The organism is Echinicola sediminis (genome assembly GCF_054777495.1).
Window position 1 is genome coordinate 70,560 of sequence record NZ_BAAHAP010000010.1, and the last position, 16,610, is coordinate 87,169.

12 protein-coding genes are annotated in these 16,610 nt (G+C 44.4%); 7 read left to right on the forward strand and 5 right to left on the reverse strand.

Features of this window, described 5'->3' with window-relative positions; translation table 11 throughout:
* Positions 1–9: 9 nt before the first annotated feature.
* The 4 genes from ACYVAA_RS04315 to ACYVAA_RS04330 all read left to right on the forward strand — a co-directional run bounded on the left by ACYVAA_RS04315 (position 10) and on the right by ACYVAA_RS04330 (position 3,550).
* A complete protein-coding gene (locus tag ACYVAA_RS04315) occupies positions 10–2,088 on the forward strand; it encodes an SGNH/GDSL hydrolase family protein (protein ID WP_460538838.1) in 2,079 nt (692 codons plus the stop codon).
* A gap of 188 nt (positions 2,089–2,276) precedes the next feature.
* Positions 2,277–2,639, forward strand: a complete 363-nt coding sequence (locus ACYVAA_RS04320) for a hypothetical protein (protein ID WP_460538839.1) — start codon at positions 2,277–2,279, stop codon at positions 2,637–2,639.
* Positions 2,640–2,756: 117 nt separating this feature from the next.
* A complete protein-coding gene (locus ACYVAA_RS04325) occupies positions 2,757–3,266 on the forward strand; it encodes a hypothetical protein (protein ID WP_460538840.1) in 510 nt (169 codons plus the stop codon).
* Complete coding sequence (locus tag ACYVAA_RS04330; protein ID WP_460538841.1) at positions 3,266–3,550, forward strand: hypothetical protein; 285 nt, start codon at positions 3,266–3,268, stop codon at positions 3,548–3,550. The genes ACYVAA_RS04325 and ACYVAA_RS04330 overlap by 1 nt, the downstream gene beginning before the upstream one ends.
* A gap of 56 nt (positions 3,551–3,606) precedes the next feature.
* Here ACYVAA_RS04330 and ACYVAA_RS04335 read toward each other — a convergent pair whose 3' ends face one another.
* From ACYVAA_RS04335 to ACYVAA_RS04350, 4 genes are all read right to left on the reverse strand, one after another.
* The gene (locus ACYVAA_RS04335) at positions 3,607–5,322 is read right to left on the reverse strand and encodes a pectate lyase family protein (RefSeq protein WP_460538842.1); all 1,716 of its coding nucleotides are present in this window, start codon (positions 5,320–5,322) and stop codon (positions 3,607–3,609) included.
* 459 nt (positions 5,323–5,781) lie between these two features.
* On the reverse strand, positions 5,782–6,549 hold the full coding sequence (locus ACYVAA_RS04340) for a LytR/AlgR family response regulator transcription factor (protein WP_460538843.1): 768 nt from the start codon (positions 6,547–6,549) through the stop codon (positions 5,782–5,784).
* Positions 6,550–6,637: 88 nt separating this feature from the next.
* On the reverse strand, positions 6,638–7,672 hold the full coding sequence (locus tag ACYVAA_RS04345) for a sensor histidine kinase (RefSeq protein WP_460538844.1): 1,035 nt from the start codon (positions 7,670–7,672) through the stop codon (positions 6,638–6,640).
* 73 nt (positions 7,673–7,745) lie between these two features.
* Positions 7,746–9,005 (reverse strand): hypothetical protein, encoded by a 1,260-nt coding sequence (locus ACYVAA_RS04350; protein WP_460538845.1) that lies wholly within the window; start codon positions 9,003–9,005, stop codon positions 7,746–7,748.
* Between the two features lie 1,454 nt (positions 9,006–10,459).
* Between ACYVAA_RS04350 and ACYVAA_RS04355 the strand changes: the two genes are divergently transcribed.
* On the forward strand, positions 10,460–12,919 hold the full coding sequence (locus ACYVAA_RS04355; protein ID WP_460538846.1) for a T9SS C-terminal target domain-containing protein: 2,460 nt from the start codon (positions 10,460–10,462) through the stop codon (positions 12,917–12,919).
* 832 nt (positions 12,920–13,751) lie between these two features.
* Here the strand turns inward: ACYVAA_RS04355 and ACYVAA_RS04360 are convergent.
* A complete protein-coding gene (locus ACYVAA_RS04360; protein ID WP_460538847.1) occupies positions 13,752–14,585 on the reverse strand; it encodes a helix-turn-helix domain-containing protein in 834 nt (277 codons plus the stop codon).
* 102 nt (positions 14,586–14,687) lie between these two features.
* Here ACYVAA_RS04360 and ACYVAA_RS04365 point away from each other — a divergent pair, with 102 nt between their 5' ends.
* On the forward strand, positions 14,688–15,248 hold the full coding sequence (locus tag ACYVAA_RS04365) for a sugar O-acetyltransferase (protein WP_460538848.1): 561 nt from the start codon (positions 14,688–14,690) through the stop codon (positions 15,246–15,248).
* Positions 15,249–15,259: 11 nt separating this feature from the next.
* Positions 15,260–16,315 carry an alpha/beta hydrolase gene (locus tag ACYVAA_RS04370; protein WP_460538849.1) on the forward strand — a complete coding sequence of 352 codons (1,056 nt, stop codon included), beginning with the start codon at positions 15,260–15,262 and terminating at the stop codon, positions 16,313–16,315.
* Positions 16,316–16,610: the final 295 nt, after the last annotated feature.

The window sequence follows — 16,610 nt, forward strand, 5'->3', positions numbered from 1 at the left end:
GTTGACCATATGAAGAGACCAATTTTTATCACTGCTTTATGGCTGATATTAACTTTGTCATGGGGCCAAACAATAGCCCAGCAGCCTATCCGTGTCGCCTGCATTGGAAACTCGGTTACCTATGGCGCAGGTATCTCAGACAGGGAAAAGTATTCCTATCCGTCCCAGCTGCAGTTACTTTTAGGAGAAACCTATGAGGTCAGAAACTTTGGGCATAGTGGAGCTACCCTGCTTCATCAAGGGCACAAGCCTTACCACCTTACCGAACAGTTTGCAGAAGCCTTGGCCTTTGTGCCCGACATTGCGGTGATCCATTTGGGTTTGAATGATACGGATCCAAGAAATTGGCCGGATTACCGTATGGAATTTAAAAAGGACTATTCCTGGTTGATCGATACTTTAAGAAAGACCAATCCCAAAATCGAAATCCATGTGGCTGTTTTGACCCCTATTTTCAGCGGTCATCCGAGGTTTAAATCAGGAATGAGGGACTGGCACAGGCAAATTCGGACCCAGATTCAGGAAGTGGCCCAGGCCAACGGAGTGCACATAATGGATTTTTATCAAGCCTTTAAATCCCGACCCGATTTGTTCCCGGACAATATCCATCCCAATCAAGATGGAGCAAGGAAGATGGCGGGCCTGGTGCATGTTTATTTAAAAAAGGATTTTGGAGGGCTGAGTATGCCTTCGGTTTTTGGAAATGGAATGGTGCTGCAGCGTGGGGACAGTATTCCTGTGTTTGGGCAGGGTAATCCTGGTAAACCGGTGAGGGTGAGCCTTAGCGCTCAATCGAAGGATGTTATGGTAAATCCGCATGGCAAATGGATAGCTTATTTAGATGAGGTGCCGACAGGAGGACCGTATGAACTTAAGGTGCATCACAATGGTCAGCAGCTCACCTTTTCAGAAGTGATGGTAGGGGATGTATGGCTTTGCATGGGGCAATCCAACATGGCCTTTCCCCTCAAAGCTTCCTTGTCTTGGGAGGAAGAAAACTTGAAAGAGGATAAAGGGGAGTTAGGGTTGTTTCAGTTCAAACCTCTTTCCGAAACCGACAATAAGCCATGGGATAGCCTTACACTGCAAAGGATAAACGAACTTTCCTACTTTGGTGGAAACTGGAAGGCAGATAAATCAGGGTTTTCCGCAGTGGCCTACCACTTTGGCCAAGCACTGCAGAAGGAAGTGGATGTGCCGATTGGCCTGGTCCAGCTGACCTTGGGAGGAGCCCCAATCGAGGCTTTTATAGATCGGGAAACCTTGGAGCAGGATGAGCTTTTGGTGGATATGTTGGATGATTGGGAAAGTTCGGATTTTGTTATGCCCTGGGTAAGGGAAAGAGCAGCCGTGAATTTGTCCAATAAGCAGGACAGGCAACAGCGACATCCATATCAACCCGCTTATATCCATGAGGCAGGGATAGAGCAGCTTCTGCCCTTTGGACTCAAGGGAATCCTTTGGTACCAGGGCGAAAGCAATACGCATAATGCGGCCCTTTATGCAAGGCTTTTCCAAACGATGGTGGAGGATTACCGGGAGAAATGGGGCGACAGCCTGCTTCCGGTTTACTTTGTGCAGCTTCCTGGCATGTCACGCCCTTCTTGGCCCTATTTTAGAAACATGCAGAGGGACTTGAGCAAAAAGATTCCCAACACAGGAATGGCGGTTGCCTTGGATTTGGGAGATTCATTGGACGTGCATCCCAGGGCCAAGAAAGAGGTGGGCAGAAGGTTGGCGCTACAGGCGCTTTCAAAAACCTACGGAAAGATTGTTTTGGCCGATGGGACTTCCTTGATCCACGTTGAAAAATGGGAAGGAAAGCTGGTCTTGGGTTTTGAAAACGGAGCTGGATTAAGCATTGTAAATGGGGAAAAGGTGCAGGGATTTGAGCTGCTGGGCAATAAAGGGGAAAGAATATCAGTGTCTGGCCAAATTGAAGGAGAACGGGTAGTCTTACCGGTTCCCGAAGGCGTTTCCATCTCCAAGATTTTGTACGGTTTTGAGCCTTTCAGCCCGGCGAATTTAGTAAATAAGGCTGGATTGCCCATGGGGACAACCGAGTGGAGTATGAAGACATTGCATTAAATCAAATTTTGAATGGCTCAGAAAAGGACCATTGGTCTTCCTAGAGCTAATTCTCGAGAAGTGTGACGATCACTCCCCCTTGCTGTCTGTAAATACTGGACAATCTTAAAAATATATTGGGAAGAATTTAAAACTATTTCTTGTTAAATCAGTATTTTTAGAAAAGCATATTTAGCTATTATCCAGTGATGAACACGAAGAAAGTATATTCCGTAGGTGCTGTGCTGACCATCCTCTTGGTCTACTTAGGCACATTGCTGGGGACCGCTCTCCTTGAAGGTGTTCATTATGCTCCCTCATCAAAAGATACCGATACTTTAGTCATTCATGATGAGAGCAATGCCGGTAAAGTTCTTCTTACGAACGTAAGTTTGAACTTAAGCGGTGGAGGAGTTAATACGGATTTTTCTGGACAATACATTGCATCGGAATTTGTACATGGGCTTATGGCCCAGAAAAGGGAAATAATGGGGCGTATAACCCTGTGTTCTCATGTTCAAATCCTTTTTGGTATTCGTGAAATCATCTTTCCTTCGCACTTTTTTTGGTAATAACCGATTGGAAAAGTCCTTCGGGATTTTTCGGCCTCCCATTTCATTAAAAAAAAATACCAATACGTTATTACCTGGCGGCATTAAATAGGTGCTGCCCTAAAATCAGTGTTCAAAATGATAGACTACATAATAATGGCAGTTGTTGTCGCTTTGACGGCAGCATTTGCAGTCCCTATACTCTTAAATAATAAGGAGAATCGTAATAAAAGAGCGCTCGCCAAGAAGCGAATAATGGATGTTGCGAGTGCACGTGGACTCAACTTAAATAAGATCGAGTTTTGGAGGAACCAATATTTTCTTGGTTTGGACCAAGAGAATCATCATTTGGTTTATTCCGGCGACATCAGCTCAGGTTCACCGCTACTGATCGACCTCAGAGAGGTCCGCAATGTCCAGCTTCATGAAGAAAGCAGAACGCTTCATCATCATGGGGAAAAAAACAAAGTCATCGATAGGCTCGAACTCATTCTTAACGGGGAAATTCCCGGAAAAAGGTGGGTGCTGGAAGTATTTGATGGAGAGCGTTTCTCCGATTTGGCAGGAGAACCGGTACTCATAAAGGTATGGAAAGAACATATCGAAAATGCGATAAAGAAACCAATAATTCTAAAAGCGAATGCCTAATGAAAAATCTGGTATGTATTCCCAAAGAACAGTTGGCTGGGGTGAGGTTTGCCCAGGTCGAGGTCCTTCCACAGATGGAGGAGATAAAAATGAGAGAGCGTAACTTGCTGAAAGCATTGATACTTGGAAATCTTGAGCATCAAAAGGTCAAGCTCTTTATCTGTGATGAGCAATTGAATTTCCTGTTGGTAGAAACTACCATTTGGGCGGTAACCGATTCGGGTGTTTGCCTAAAAGGAGGGTTGAATGTGCCCAAGCAGGCAATCGTGCAGGTGGAAATCTAATAGAAAAGCCCGGGAAACATCCCGGGCTTTAATGAATAACTATTATTAACCTTTATTTATTTTTCTACGGATAGACCGTTTTTTGCCAAGGTGTCCTCATTATTGGAGAGGTCCGACCAATCAACTTTTAGCTTAGGGTTAATGCCATTGATGTATTTTTCTATATTGGTGTAACCGTCTCCATTGAGGTCACCGTTGGCGTCAGATGCGTCGTTGATGTTCAGGCCTACCTTGATTTCCCATTGGTCAGGCATGCCGTCTCCATCTGTATCCTTATAGGGAGTACCATGATATTCGGGATAGCCACCTACTTGGCTGATGTCCGTGATAATCCCTTTTTTGTAAGCATCATTAGGGAGTCTTCTGTATTTGAACTGATAAAAAGATTCAGGATCCAATCCTTCCACATATTCAGGATTCCCTGTTTTTACGGTTCTGATCACCCTTTCATCTACTGGATCTCTTTTGGGCAAAGTAGCCCCGGCATGTTCCATTACGTGGCCAAAGGTCTCTTTGCTTGGTAGCACAGTCAGATGCGGCATGGGAAAGGGCTTGTCGGACTTCATGCGAGGAAAGTAATGTTGGGCAGTTTGATAGTCCATTAACTGGCCATCCTTACCTTCCATTTGTACTCCGCCTTTCCAGTTGTTGGCCGTTACTTCAGCATTGCCTTCCACTATATTTCCGCTGACATGTGCTCTTCCGAAGACCACAGAATCCAAATCACTTCTCCCAGCCTCTGGCTTGAGGATTCTATAACTTACCGGAGCGGAAAGCTCGGTGACAGGCCCAGGTTTGTAGTAATTGTTGATGATATTGAATTTGGCCTTGTAATCTCCGCCATCGGTGGTTCGGTGTGACCAGTTGAAGATCACATTATTTACAAAATTGAAGATACCGTTCCATCCAATGGAAGGATTCCTGCCAGCATTGCTGGCCCAAAGGTTTTTCATGAAAGAACAGTTCTCACCTCCGAGGGTGCTTCCAAGAGAGTGGTTGTAGGTGTCCAGGTCTTCAGAGAAAATACTGTTTTGAATGGTCACATTGACGGTAGGCAGCTTTTCGTCTTTGTAGCCTGCCCCCGGGCTATACATGTGTCGGTAGATGGACATGTTTTCATCCAGCCCCCAACTAGCAGAAACATGGTCGATCATGATATTTCCTACTGGATTACCGCCAATGGCATCGTCCCTTCTTCCTACGAAAGTTTCCCCTCTCCGAAACCGCATATGTCGAATGATCACATCGTGAGTGTCGATCCATACCGATTCTCCCGCAACACAAACACCGTCTCCCGGAGCGGTCTGACCCGCGATGGTTACATAAGGGGCCCGGATGATCAAGGGGCTTTCTAATTGGATGATACCAGCTACATTGAATACGATGATCCTGGCTCCTCCAGTCCCGCAGGCTTCCCTGAGCGTGCCTGGCCCACTGTCCGCCAAACTGGTTACCGTGAGTACTTTTCCCCCTCTTCCTCCAAAAGTATACATACCGCCTCCCTCGGCACCGGGAAAGGCAGGAATATCCGCTTGGGGAAGGTCTGTGGGGCGTGCTGCCCAAGGAATATAGGGCTTGCCCTCTTCTTCTTCTCTATAAACGGCAATTTTTGCTTTCTCCCAAGCAGCATCAGCCTGTTCAAGCGCTTTAGCCTTGTTGGCTTCCCCTTTGGCCCTTTCTTCGGAAGAGATATCCGGGTATTGGGCAAAAGCTTTAGAAAAAGCAGTAAGGATTAAAATGAAACTTAAAAAACTGATCCGGTTACTAAGCATTACTTTCTGGTTTACTGGTGGATGGTGACACGACCGATGAGCACTGAAATACTCCTTCGGTCTCTGACATTTCGATCCGTGATAAAACCATCCTTTAGGAAGGTTGACCAATGGTGACATTATCAGCGCCACAGCCCCGAAATGTGTCATTCTTTAATTTCAATATCTAACTTACGGTAAGAGAAATGGCTTTCTAAGGCAGATTGTTTCAATAAGGATAATCCAGGACCGAACCGGGATATTTTGTCTTTGAGGTTTATTGGTTTTTTGTATATATGGAAGCTGAGTCTCTAAAAATGTGTCCACGAATTGCACGGATTTTCACGAATTTGTTCTGTTAATGTAGAAAAAAACTTTTACTGATAAGCTATGCTGTAGAGGAAGCTTCCATTAAAATCTTTCGTGATAACTAGTGCAATTCGTGGACTTCCTTTAAGACTTCTAGGATAACCAGGCTTTCTACTGGTCCAGCCAGGCTTTGAAAGCGGGAGTTTTTTCGCTGCTGATCACAATTTCCGTGTCCAGCGGAGGGGTGAGCGCCAGTTTTACCCTGCCCTTGAAGTAAGGGTGGATTTCCGAAACGGCATCGATGTGGAGGATCAGTTGCCGGTTTGCCCTGAAAAAGAGGCTGGGATCCAGTACCTGGATCAGCTCATCCAGTGATTGGTCCAAAGGGTATTTGTCACCGCTGTTGGTGACCAAAAGATTGAGTTTGCGGTCGGTGAAGATATAGGCAATCTGCTCCGTTTTGACCGACCGGATTTTGGTACCGGCCTTGACCATAAAACGTGATTTGTACTCCGGCCGCTTTTCTTCCAAGGCCTGTAACAGGACATCCACATCGAGTTGGGGTACATCACTTTTGAAATTGGATTGGAGTTTTTTGAGTTTGTCCAGACTCTTTTCCAGCTTGTCGTAATGGACAGGCTTCAGCAAATAGTCAATACTGTGGACCTGAAAGGCTTTGATGGCATACTGGTCATAGGCGGTGGTAAATATGACAGGACTGGTAACTTCCACCTGTTGGAAAATCTCAAAGCAAAGACCGTCATCAATACGGATATCCATCATGATCAGGTCAGGGGCGGGGTTTTCCCTAAGCCACTTGACCGAGTCCACGATAGAGGTCAGGTTGGCCAATACTTCCATTTCCTCATCGTACCTTTTTAGCATTTGGCTTAATTTTTCCGCCGCCAGGCTCTCATCTTCTATGATTAATATTCTCATTTTTTTCAGCTTTGCTCTCCGTAGTTAAATGGGTAGTAGGGTAAATCCTTAAACCGGTCACAGCAAGGGACATCCCTTCTAATTCAAATTACCATGTTTTTTCTTCATTATCCAGCTCGAGTAAAGGAAGCTTGACGGTAAATAAGTCACCGGATTGGTCAATGATGACTTGTTCTTCAGAGAAATAGGCATAGCGCTTTTGAATATTGTCCAGACCGGTTTTAGGAAGTTCAGAATAGCCAGCAGCCTTGGGCTGAAAGGAATTTTTTACCACCACGTGTTTTTCTCCTTCAAGGTAAATATCGATTGAAAGCGGTTGGGAAGCTGTGGCAATATTGTGCTTAATGGCATTTTCCACCAGCATCTGTACAGCCAAGGGAGGTAGGAAATAAGCTTTTCCCAATGCTTGATAATCAATGCTGATTTTTAACTGTCGGTTTAGCCGCTGTTGGAAGAGGTAAATATAAGAACGGATAAACTCCAGCTCGGTGTCCAGCTCTACCAATTCTTCGTCCCGGTGTTGCAGCACATAACGGTATACATCAGCAAACTTATCCAAAAACCGATGGGCATCGGAGGTGTCCTTGTCTATCAGTGAGGACAGCACATTGAGGTTGTTGAAGAGAAAGTGTGGGTCAATATGCGTTTTCAACGATTCCAGCCTGGATTTTAGGTTCTCGGCCTGAAGTTTTTCGGATTTGAGTACGGCTTGTTTCCAGCGCTGCATAAAGAAAATCCCAAAATTGATGGACATGACCGGAATAAAGAATAGCAGGCCATAGATATTGAGAACAATTAGTTGTTCGCTGTCCGGGGGAAAGCCCGTAAAAAGGGTCTTTAGAAAATAGTAACAAAGATTGATACAGGCCAGGGAATACCCTCCGCTGATCAAAAACTGTATCAAGAGACGTTTGAGCGGGCGGTCAGTCCAAGTTAAGCGTTCTTCTAGCTTGTGATGGATCAAAATATTGCCCCAAATCAACAATCCCAGAACTGCTGCTATCCATAAAAGGGCAGCGGTATAATCATTTCCTCCCCAAAAGAACAAAGCCAGTACCAACAGTAGCCCGATACCGGACGGGATGATCCACTTTTTAAGGTTTATTGACTTGTTTGTATTCATAGGTATATCGGCGGTTTATACTTTCGGATAGAAATGCAATTTAAGGTTTCTCATTAAAAACCGCCCCGTTTTATCAATGTTCCAAAGCAATCTGTAATACCTTATGCCATGGAACATAGCGGAACTGTCCCTGTCGTGTCCGGACCATGATGCCCCAGTTTTGCTCGTTCACATCGCTTCGATCACCCAAAACGATTTTTCGGCCATCGGTAAGGTAAACGGCCGTATGGGTACTGCTTACGGGAGTAATCCTGTCAATCAGACGAAAGGGGACCTGTCGCAGGCCTCCGCCTTCTCCCCAGCCGTCCAGGGTTTCAATGTCCCAATGCTCGTCCAAATCAAAAAACAGAGCTCCCTTTAAGGCGCTTTTGTCTTTTAAAGTAACCGTGCCGGTAAGCTCTTTGGGGCTGGGGAAATCATCGTATCCGAAGCCGGAATTGGCAGGGTAGGGGACAAACTCGGCGTTTTTGAAATCCCCCCACTTCAAACTGATCTGCCCCCATCCTGGATTGCGGATCAGAATCCCCTCATTTTTATTGGTGACATTAGTGAATTCATGCAGGTAAATTTCCTTGCCCGATTGCAGCTGGATCAGGGAGCCCATGTTCTTGGGCCGGATAGAATGTACATCATAAAAGTGATAGCGGGCCCTGCGGTCGTCAATGGTAATGCCATCAAGGTATTGGGAAGAAAGATGTTCATTGAGGTCCCACTTTATCAGTCCATTATAGGTAAAGCCTGTTCTGGTCAGGATTTTTCCATACAGAGGGGTGATGTCAAAGTTGGGGAGTTTGGAAGGTGTTTTCTGAAAGCGAATCCTTTCGATACTGGCCCATTTAAGCCGCTTTTTTTCACCATTGTCCAGTTGAACCAAAATGTCATTTCCGAGCTGGTTTTTGTACTCAGGATCGTCATCCAGAAAAACCCGAATGTTTTCATGGTTTTTGAGTACCACGGTGGCGGCATCATCACCGGTTATCAGGATTTCCTTCAGGTGACCAAACTGGGATCTAAAGGTGAGTTTTCGGGATGGATACTGGTTTTTCCAAAGCGCCATAAAACCCCAGTCGGTTTTTTTCTCATCGGCACTCAATCCATCAAGATCCTCCTTTTTCAGGTATTGTAAAACTGTATTGTCTTTTTTTTCCACTACCAGCAGGTCCACCCATAGACTCTGCCCCGCACTCCAGGTGATTTTGCCTTTATACCTCGATTCATCCCGCAGTTCTACTTCCCCGTAGATAAAAGCCTCCTGTTGGGCAAAAACCTTGTTCAGCCCGGAAAAGATCATTAGAAATAAAAATGGAAGGTATTTGATTAAGCTTTTTTTCATTTTGAATCTGCTAATGTATGAAATAAGGAAGATTTAAAGGGAGTATCAAGACGGATATTCCTAAACTGGATAGCAGGGTGCTGAATCGGGAAATGGGAGGGGCGGAAGGATTGGAGACTGAGCGTTCAAGGAGCTTTTCTATTTCAGCTGATTAATAACTCCATTTAATTTGGATAGGTGTCCCGCAGATTTCGGGGATTTACGCGGATGAAATTTTGAAAGAAGCAGCATTTTCTGCTTGGATCAGTGTTATCCTTCCTACAGAGGAGGTAGCGGGCGACTTTTCCTGATTCTATTAATGGTTATAGGCCACTGAGCCTGTCGAAGTGCTCTTGTCGGTAATGAGGAATCAATTTGCTGTGTTTTTTATTAACCACGGATACATAGGATAACCACCGATGTTTTCGGTAGACTGTTGTCCCGCAGATTTCGGGGATCTACGCGGAAGAAATTTTGAGAGAAAAATTTTATTTCTGCGCTTATCTGCGTCATCCCTGCCTACCGATGAAGAAGTAGCGGGCGACTTTTGCTGATTAAATTAATGGTTATAGGCCACTGAGCCTGTCGAAGTGCCCGTGTTGGTAATGAGTAATCAATTTGCTGTATTTTTTATTAACCACGGATACATAGGATAAACATGGATGTTTCGGTAGACTGTTGTCCCGCAGATTCCGGGGATTTACGCGGATGAAATTTTCGAAAGCAAAAGCATTTTCTGCTTAGATCAGCGTTATCCTTCCTACCGATGAGGAGGTAGCGGGCGACTTTTCCTGATTAAATTAATGGTTATAGGCCGCAGAGCCTGTCGAAGTGCCCGTGTTGGTAATGAGGAATCAATTTGCTGTGTTTTTTTATTAACCACAGATGCATGGGATAAACACGGATGTTTTCGGTAGACTGTTGTCCCGCAGATTCCGGGGATTTACGCGGATAAAATTTTCGAAAGAAGCAGCATTTTCTGCGCTGATCAGCGTCATCCCTGGCTACCGATGAGGTAGGAGCGGGCGATAATTATTGATTAAATCAACGGTTTCAGGCCACTGAGCCTGTCGAAGTGCCCGTTTTGGTAATGAGTACTCAGTTTGCTGTATTTTTTATAAACCACGGATGCATAAGATAAACACGGATGTTTTCGGTAGACTGTTGTCCCGCAGATTCCGCGGATTTACGCGGATGAAATTTTGAAAGAAAAATTTTATTTCTGCGCTTATCTGCGTCATCAGCGGGCGATAATTATTGATTAAATCAACGGTTTCAGGCCACTGAGCCTGTCGAAGTGTCGTCTGCCGCAAGACTTCCTTCAAAGAAAATATTTCCCGGTTCAGGAAGCAAATATCCTTTTTGGAGAGTTTTGGGTACCTGAATCGAATATGCCCGAACTATCTTTAAGCTAGAAAAATAGCACAACATCAGCGTCCACTGATGAATGAACCAATGATAACCATTAAGATTTTATGAAGTCAACTTCCACCATCAAGCATAAATTAAACCTGCTGTATTTTTTATCAGGACTGCTTATGATGAGCAGCACTGCCGTTTTTGCCCAAACACCCCAACTCAAAGTGGACTTTGACTTTGGAGGCAGGAAGCTGGGCGAGGTCAATGAGCCGGGATATACCTCTTGGGTCATCGAGGAAGGAAGATCCGCTCAGGCGACTTTTGAAGGCATCAGTTTTAAAATAAAAGGAGATGTCCGTACCAGTTGGTACAAGGCAGGGGTTCAGGCACCTTATTACGCCAGATTGAGCAATGATGGCTTGGTGGCCACGGAAGAGGTAGTACTGGAGATCAGCGGACTTTCCGCGGGGAAGCATTCTTTGATGACTTTCCACAATACCTTCGGTAATCCAGAAAACAATGTGTTTGCCCCCATCGATATTTATGTCAATGGTGAGCTGCAGGTAAATGACCTGGTTCCCAGCAACAGGGCGGAAAGCAATGCTGCTGCGGAAACGGCTTATTTGACCTTTGAAGCAAAGGAGGGAGAGTCAGTGACCATACAGCTGGCCAATGACCCAAAACAGGAGGGAAGCGCAGCGGAACTTATCTGGAACGGCTTTGAGCTGAATACCCCCAATATGAAAAAGCAGGCCAAGCTTCCTTTTCCCGAAAATGGGGATGAGCATGTGGTGGCCGAAAATGGAGTGAAACTTAACTGGGAGGCTTCCACGGATGCTGTGAAGCACAGGCTGTATTTTGGCAAATCCAAGCAGGAAGTAGCCAAGGCGAAGGAGTCAGATCAGGTATTCAAAGGTGAGTTGTCCGCCACCAGTTATGAGGTAAAGGACCTTTACAGTATGGATACCTATTTCTGGCGGGTGGATGAAGTGGCAGCCGATGGGGAAGTAACCAAAGGGGATGTTTGGTATTTCAGACCGGCACAGTTGGCTTTTAAAGGAGCTGAAGGCTACGGCCGCTTTGCCAGAGGTGGAAGAGGGGGGAAAGTAGTGACCGTGACCAACCTCAATGATGACGGGCCGGGAAGTTTGAGGGAAGCCATTACCAATGATATTGGCCCAAGAACCATTGTCTTTGCTGTGGGAGGAACCATAGCATTGGAATCGAGATTAGTAGCCAATCAGCCTTATATTACCATTGCGGGTCAGACCGCTCCCGGAAAGGGGATCATGATCAGCAGGGCACCGCTGGGCATGACCGGAAATGACGGGATTGTCAGGTTTGTACGTGTGGGAATCGGTGCGGGCAAGACTTATGATGGTATGGGCCTTACGGGAGCAAACCACAGCATTATGGACCATTGCTCGATCCGTTGGACGATAGACGAGTCTTTCAGTTCAAGGGGGGCGCATAATATTACCTTGCAGCGGACCCTGATTGCGGAGGCTTTGAATGTGGCCGACCATGGCAAATATGAAGCCGGTAAGATGCACGGTTATGCCGCTACTATTGGCGGGGATATCGGCAGTTTTCACCACAACCTATTGGCCCATTGTTATGGTAGGAACTGGAGCATGGGCGGTGGTCTGGATGGCAATGGATACAGCATGGGCCGTTTGGACATCCGCAATAATGTGGTGTACAACTGGGGAAAAAGGGCCACGGATGGCGGTGCCCATGAAGTGAACTTTGTGAATAATTATTATAAACCAGGAGCTTCCACGGTGTTTTTCCATGCCCTGAAAGCCCAACATGAAGGGGTGGGCAAAGGGACCCAACAGTACTATTTTGCCGGAAATGTGATGCCAGGATATTTTGGTCTGGAAAACCAGGAAGAGGGCAGGATCATCCAAGGGGAAGCTGATTATGATACCTATGTGGATCAACCGTTTTTTGAATCCCATGTAACTACCCACAGTGCCAGAGAGGCTTATAAGCAGGTTTTGTCCGATGTGGGCGCCAATCAACCGGTACTGGATGAGCATGACAGCAGGATCATTAGAGAGACTTTGGACAGTACTTATCAGTACAAAGGCAGCCAAAGCGGTTTGCCGGGAATGCCCGATACCGAGCAGGATGTAGGAGGCTGGGAGCATTACCCTGAAGTGAAGAGAGCAACCAATTGGGATACTGATGGGGACGGTCTGCCGGACTGGTGGGAAAGGTCCAAAGGTCTGAATCCACAATCTGTACAAGGGGATTTTACTGATTCTAATCTGGATGAAGATAAAGATGGCTTTACCGAGCTGGACGATTACCTGGACTGGATGGCCAAACCGCACTATTTCATGACAGCAGGGGAGAAAATGGAAGTGGAGCTGGAGCAGCTGTTCAGGGGCTTCGAGGAAAGCCCTGTATATGCGTTGGACTACCTGAGTGATGGCAAGGCTTCCATTAAGAAAGGGAAACTGGTATTTAAGACAAGTAAAAAAGGATTTGCCTCCATTAAGGTCAAGGTAAGTGATGCGGAAGGGCACAGTATGACCAGGACAGTGGAGGTATTTGTAACAGATTAATCATTCGTTTTTTTGGGTTTTTGTTAATTGACTGGCAGGCTTTTTCTTTTGGGAAGGGTTTGCTTAGGGAAATGGTTGGGCCAGGACTGGTCTAACTATTTTTTTTGAGATGGATGGAATGGTCCACGGATGAACACCGATATTTGGAACAGGGGTATTAGTGTTTCAAACGTCATAAAACCGAAGGCCCCTGAGCTTGTCGAAGGGCCGAATAGCAGCCAGCTTTCGCCGTTCTATGATTAGAAGTCCACGAATTACACGAATCTATCTGTTGCTAGACAGGTTAGCACGATTTTTTTTTGGAATCTTTGCTATTCCGGATTTGCAATCCGGAACCTTCATGTTTAGGATTTGGCTTTTCTCAAAGAGAAATCTACTGACTGTTCTTATGATATTCCATTATCCCTTCTTTGTAGCATATAGGAAATGCGTGAAACCTGTCAGGTTTTACCCTCTGTAAAGTTCTCTAAGGGGCTTTGCGGTCAAGAAACCTGTCAGGTTTCAATCTCCAACTCTAATTTGGCAATGCAAGGTTATTATTCGTCCATAATCAAACTGTCGATTTGGTGAAAAATACCCCTTGCAGGGTGTTTTTTTGTTTGAAGAGATTGGGTATTTATAGGGTGAATTAGTTTCAAACTTTTAAAGGGGACCTAAAAACAGGATAATGAATAAGATTTAGTTCCATTTTAAGGTACAGGTTAACCTGATGTAAGGTGAATTTGTTGTTCAGATAAGAGGCATGCGGTTAATATGTGCGATTTTAAACGGGTTATTGCAAAGCTGAAACAACCGCACATCAGCAAATAGTGCTATCGCACACATTATACTTTCACCCCAACCGATTCCGATACTCACTAGGTGTGAAACCCAACACTTTTTTTACATAACGCGTGAAGAATGACCGACTGGAAAATTGCATTTCATCGGCTATTTCAGCGATGTTCAATTGTGTGTTTTGGAGAAGGAGTTCCAAGCGTTCTCGGACATAGCGTTGAATCCACTCCGAAGCGGTAATGCCCGAAGTAGTTTTGCAAACATAATTCAGGTATTTGGATGTAATATGCAATTGTTGGGCATAAAACTGGACTTCCCGCTCTTTACTGCAGTGTTCCTGAACCAATTGTATGAAGCGCTCATAAAGTGTACCACTTTGCGCAGTACGTTTTCTATGCTCAAATTCATTGGCGAAAGTGTGCCACATTTCCAAAATAAACAGCCTCATTTGCAATTTCAGAATCTCAGTGTAAAAGCGGTGTTCTTTCTGTAAAAACTTATCGTTCAGGAGTTGAAAGTTCAATAAGATTCTGTGCTTATCTTTTTTATCGTTTAGATACAAAACAGGGTATTCTTTAGAATGCAAAGTAGCATCAATACCTCTGCTTTGGTCCGGAATGTTTTGATTTAAAAACTCTTTTTCCACGAATAAAACGGATGCCTTAAAATTTTTAGAAAAAGTAATATCCGCCACTTTGCTCTCTGCAAACCAAAAAACAAATTCACCGGCTTTACATTTATAAGACTTACCATTAAAAACAAAGGCTGCATTTCCCCTTTGACAGAAGAGGTGTGTATGGTAACGATGTAAAAAATCATCAGGGAATATGAAACTTCCTAATGCTTCAAACAGAACTACACTATCCTTCTTTGCACTATTCACCATCATGCTTTTTTTTGAATATACGTGATATTTTAAATTATTTACGAATTAAGTGTAATATATGTAAACTGTGTTGTTTTTATTTTTGCATTGATAAATAGCCAACAAATGAAAGAAGAAGATATTTTCGAGCGGTTAAAAAAAGGAGAAACCATTTCGCCAAATGATCCGCAAGCTTACAAAATGCGTGAGGCTTCATTTGTTACAAAAGAATTGTTGATACAGATGAACAATTCTTCAGATGTGGCAGAAATAAGGGCTTTGCTAAGTCAAATCACTGCTTCGGAGATTGACGAAAGTGTAGCTGTGTTCACCCCTCTGTATGTCAATTACGGTAAGCATACCAAAATCGGTAAAAATGTATTCATCAATTTTGATTGTGTATTCCTTGATTTGGGTGGTATTACCATAGACGATAATGTGCTGATAGCGCCAAAAGTCAGTTTACTATCAGAAGGACATCCCACTTCGCCGCAAGAAAGACATTCACTTGTCCCTAAACCGATTCATATCAAGAAAAATGCTTGGATTGGTGCTGGCGCTACCATTTTACAAGGGGTTACGATAGGTGAAAACTCGGTGGTGGCGGCAGGTTCGGTAGTTTCCAAAGACGTTCCCGATAATGTAATCGTAGGTGGAATACCTGCAAAAATCATTCAGACTATTTAAAACAGAAAAAAATGAAAAAAGGAACAACCCTCGCAGTTATAATACTACTGTTTTTAGGCCAGGCCTGCCATATAAAATCAGAGGCACAAACAAAAAAAACTGAATCAATGGACACTATAGCAGAACACTATACATTTGAGTTGAGTGACAATGTAACCCGTGAAAAGGTTACCTTTAAAAACCGTTACGGAATTACCCTAACGGGAGATTTATACATTCCAAAAAATGGAGGTAAAGAACTTTTGTCAGCACTTGCAATTAGTGGGCCTTTTGGAGCCGTAAAAGAACAATCTTCCGGTTTGTACGCCAACCAAATGGCAGAAAAAGGATTTATTGCTCTGGCATTTGACCCGTCTTACACAGGTGAAAGCAGTGGAGAACCCCGCAACGTGGCCTCTCCTGATATCAATACCGAAGATTTCAGTGCTGCAATAGACTTCCTTGGGCTGCACCACAAAGTGGACCGAAACAAAATCGGCATTATTGGGATTTGTGGCTTTGGAGGTTTTGCCTTAAACGCCACCGCTGTAGATAAACGTGTGAAGGCAGTGGCAACCACCAGCATGTACGATATGTCTCGAGTGAATGCAAAAGGCTATTTTGATGCTACCACAGCGGAGCAACGCAAGCAAGCGTTGGAAGAATTGAGCTTACAGCGTTGGGAAGATGCAGAAAATGGAAAGCCGAAATATCCTCAAAACGGATTGGGGCAGACCAACCAAGAATCGCCCCAATTTGTGAAAGAGTATTATGATTATTACAAAACTGAAAGAGGTTTTCACGAACGTTCATTAAATTCAAATGGCGCTTGGACAGCAACAAACGCTTTGTCATTTATGAATATGCCCATCCTGACGTACATTGAAGAGGTGTCACCAAGGCCGATGCTTTTAATTGCAGGTGAAAATGCACACTCCAAATATTTTAGTGAGGATGTGTACAAAGCAGCGTCGGAGCCTAAAGAGTTGGTGATTATTCCAGAAGGGGTTCATACCGATTTGTATGACCAAACGGATAAAATTCCTTTTGACAAACTGGAATCCTTCTTTAAAGAAAATTTGAAATAAGCTACTGCTGATTATTACAACAGTAGTCATGTGCGGCAGTATGCTGTTCAATTTCCTGGACTGTTCCGGATTTACAACTAGACTGTTCCGGATTTGCAATCCGGAATTCTTTCAGCTTAAACAGTCCTTTAAGCTGAAAGAATTCCGATGTACCTTGAGAAAGCAGAGTTGTAAGGTAAAGGAGTGCTATTACGACCAGAAGAAATACCTATGTGAGCCGGAGGAGAGCAATTGTAAGCTGAAGGAGTATGATTGTAAGCTGAAGGAGTATGACTGTAATGTGAAGGAATACAAC

Coding starts and splice junctions, on each gene's coding strand:
- ACYVAA_RS04355 (WP_460538846.1), top strand. CDS start 10,460: ATGAAGTCAACTTCCACCATCAAGCATAAATTAAACCTGCTGTATTTT.
- ACYVAA_RS04335 (WP_460538842.1), bottom strand. CDS start 5,322: ATGCTTAGTAACCGGATCAGTTTTTTAAGTTTCATTTTAATCCTTACT.
- ACYVAA_RS04325 (WP_460538840.1), top strand. CDS start 2,757: ATGATAGACTACATAATAATGGCAGTTGTTGTCGCTTTGACGGCAGCA.
- ACYVAA_RS04345 (WP_460538844.1), bottom strand. CDS start 7,672: ATGAATACAAACAAGTCAATAAACCTTAAAAAGTGGATCATCCCGTCC.
- ACYVAA_RS04360 (WP_460538847.1), bottom strand. CDS start 14,585: ATGATGGTGAATAGTGCAAAGAAGGATAGTGTAGTTCTGTTTGAAGCA.
- ACYVAA_RS04330 (WP_460538841.1), top strand. CDS start 3,266: ATGAAAAATCTGGTATGTATTCCCAAAGAACAGTTGGCTGGGGTGAGG.
- ACYVAA_RS04350 (WP_460538845.1), bottom strand. CDS start 9,005: ATGAAAAAAAGCTTAATCAAATACCTTCCATTTTTATTTCTAATGATC.
- ACYVAA_RS04320 (WP_460538839.1), top strand. CDS start 2,277: ATGAACACGAAGAAAGTATATTCCGTAGGTGCTGTGCTGACCATCCTC.
- ACYVAA_RS04365 (WP_460538848.1), top strand. CDS start 14,688: ATGAAAGAAGAAGATATTTTCGAGCGGTTAAAAAAAGGAGAAACCATT.
- ACYVAA_RS04370 (WP_460538849.1), top strand. CDS start 15,260: ATGAAAAAAGGAACAACCCTCGCAGTTATAATACTACTGTTTTTAGGC.
- ACYVAA_RS04340 (WP_460538843.1), bottom strand. CDS start 6,549: ATGAGAATATTAATCATAGAAGATGAGAGCCTGGCGGCGGAAAAATTA.
- ACYVAA_RS04315 (WP_460538838.1), top strand. CDS start 10: ATGAAGAGACCAATTTTTATCACTGCTTTATGGCTGATATTAACTTTG.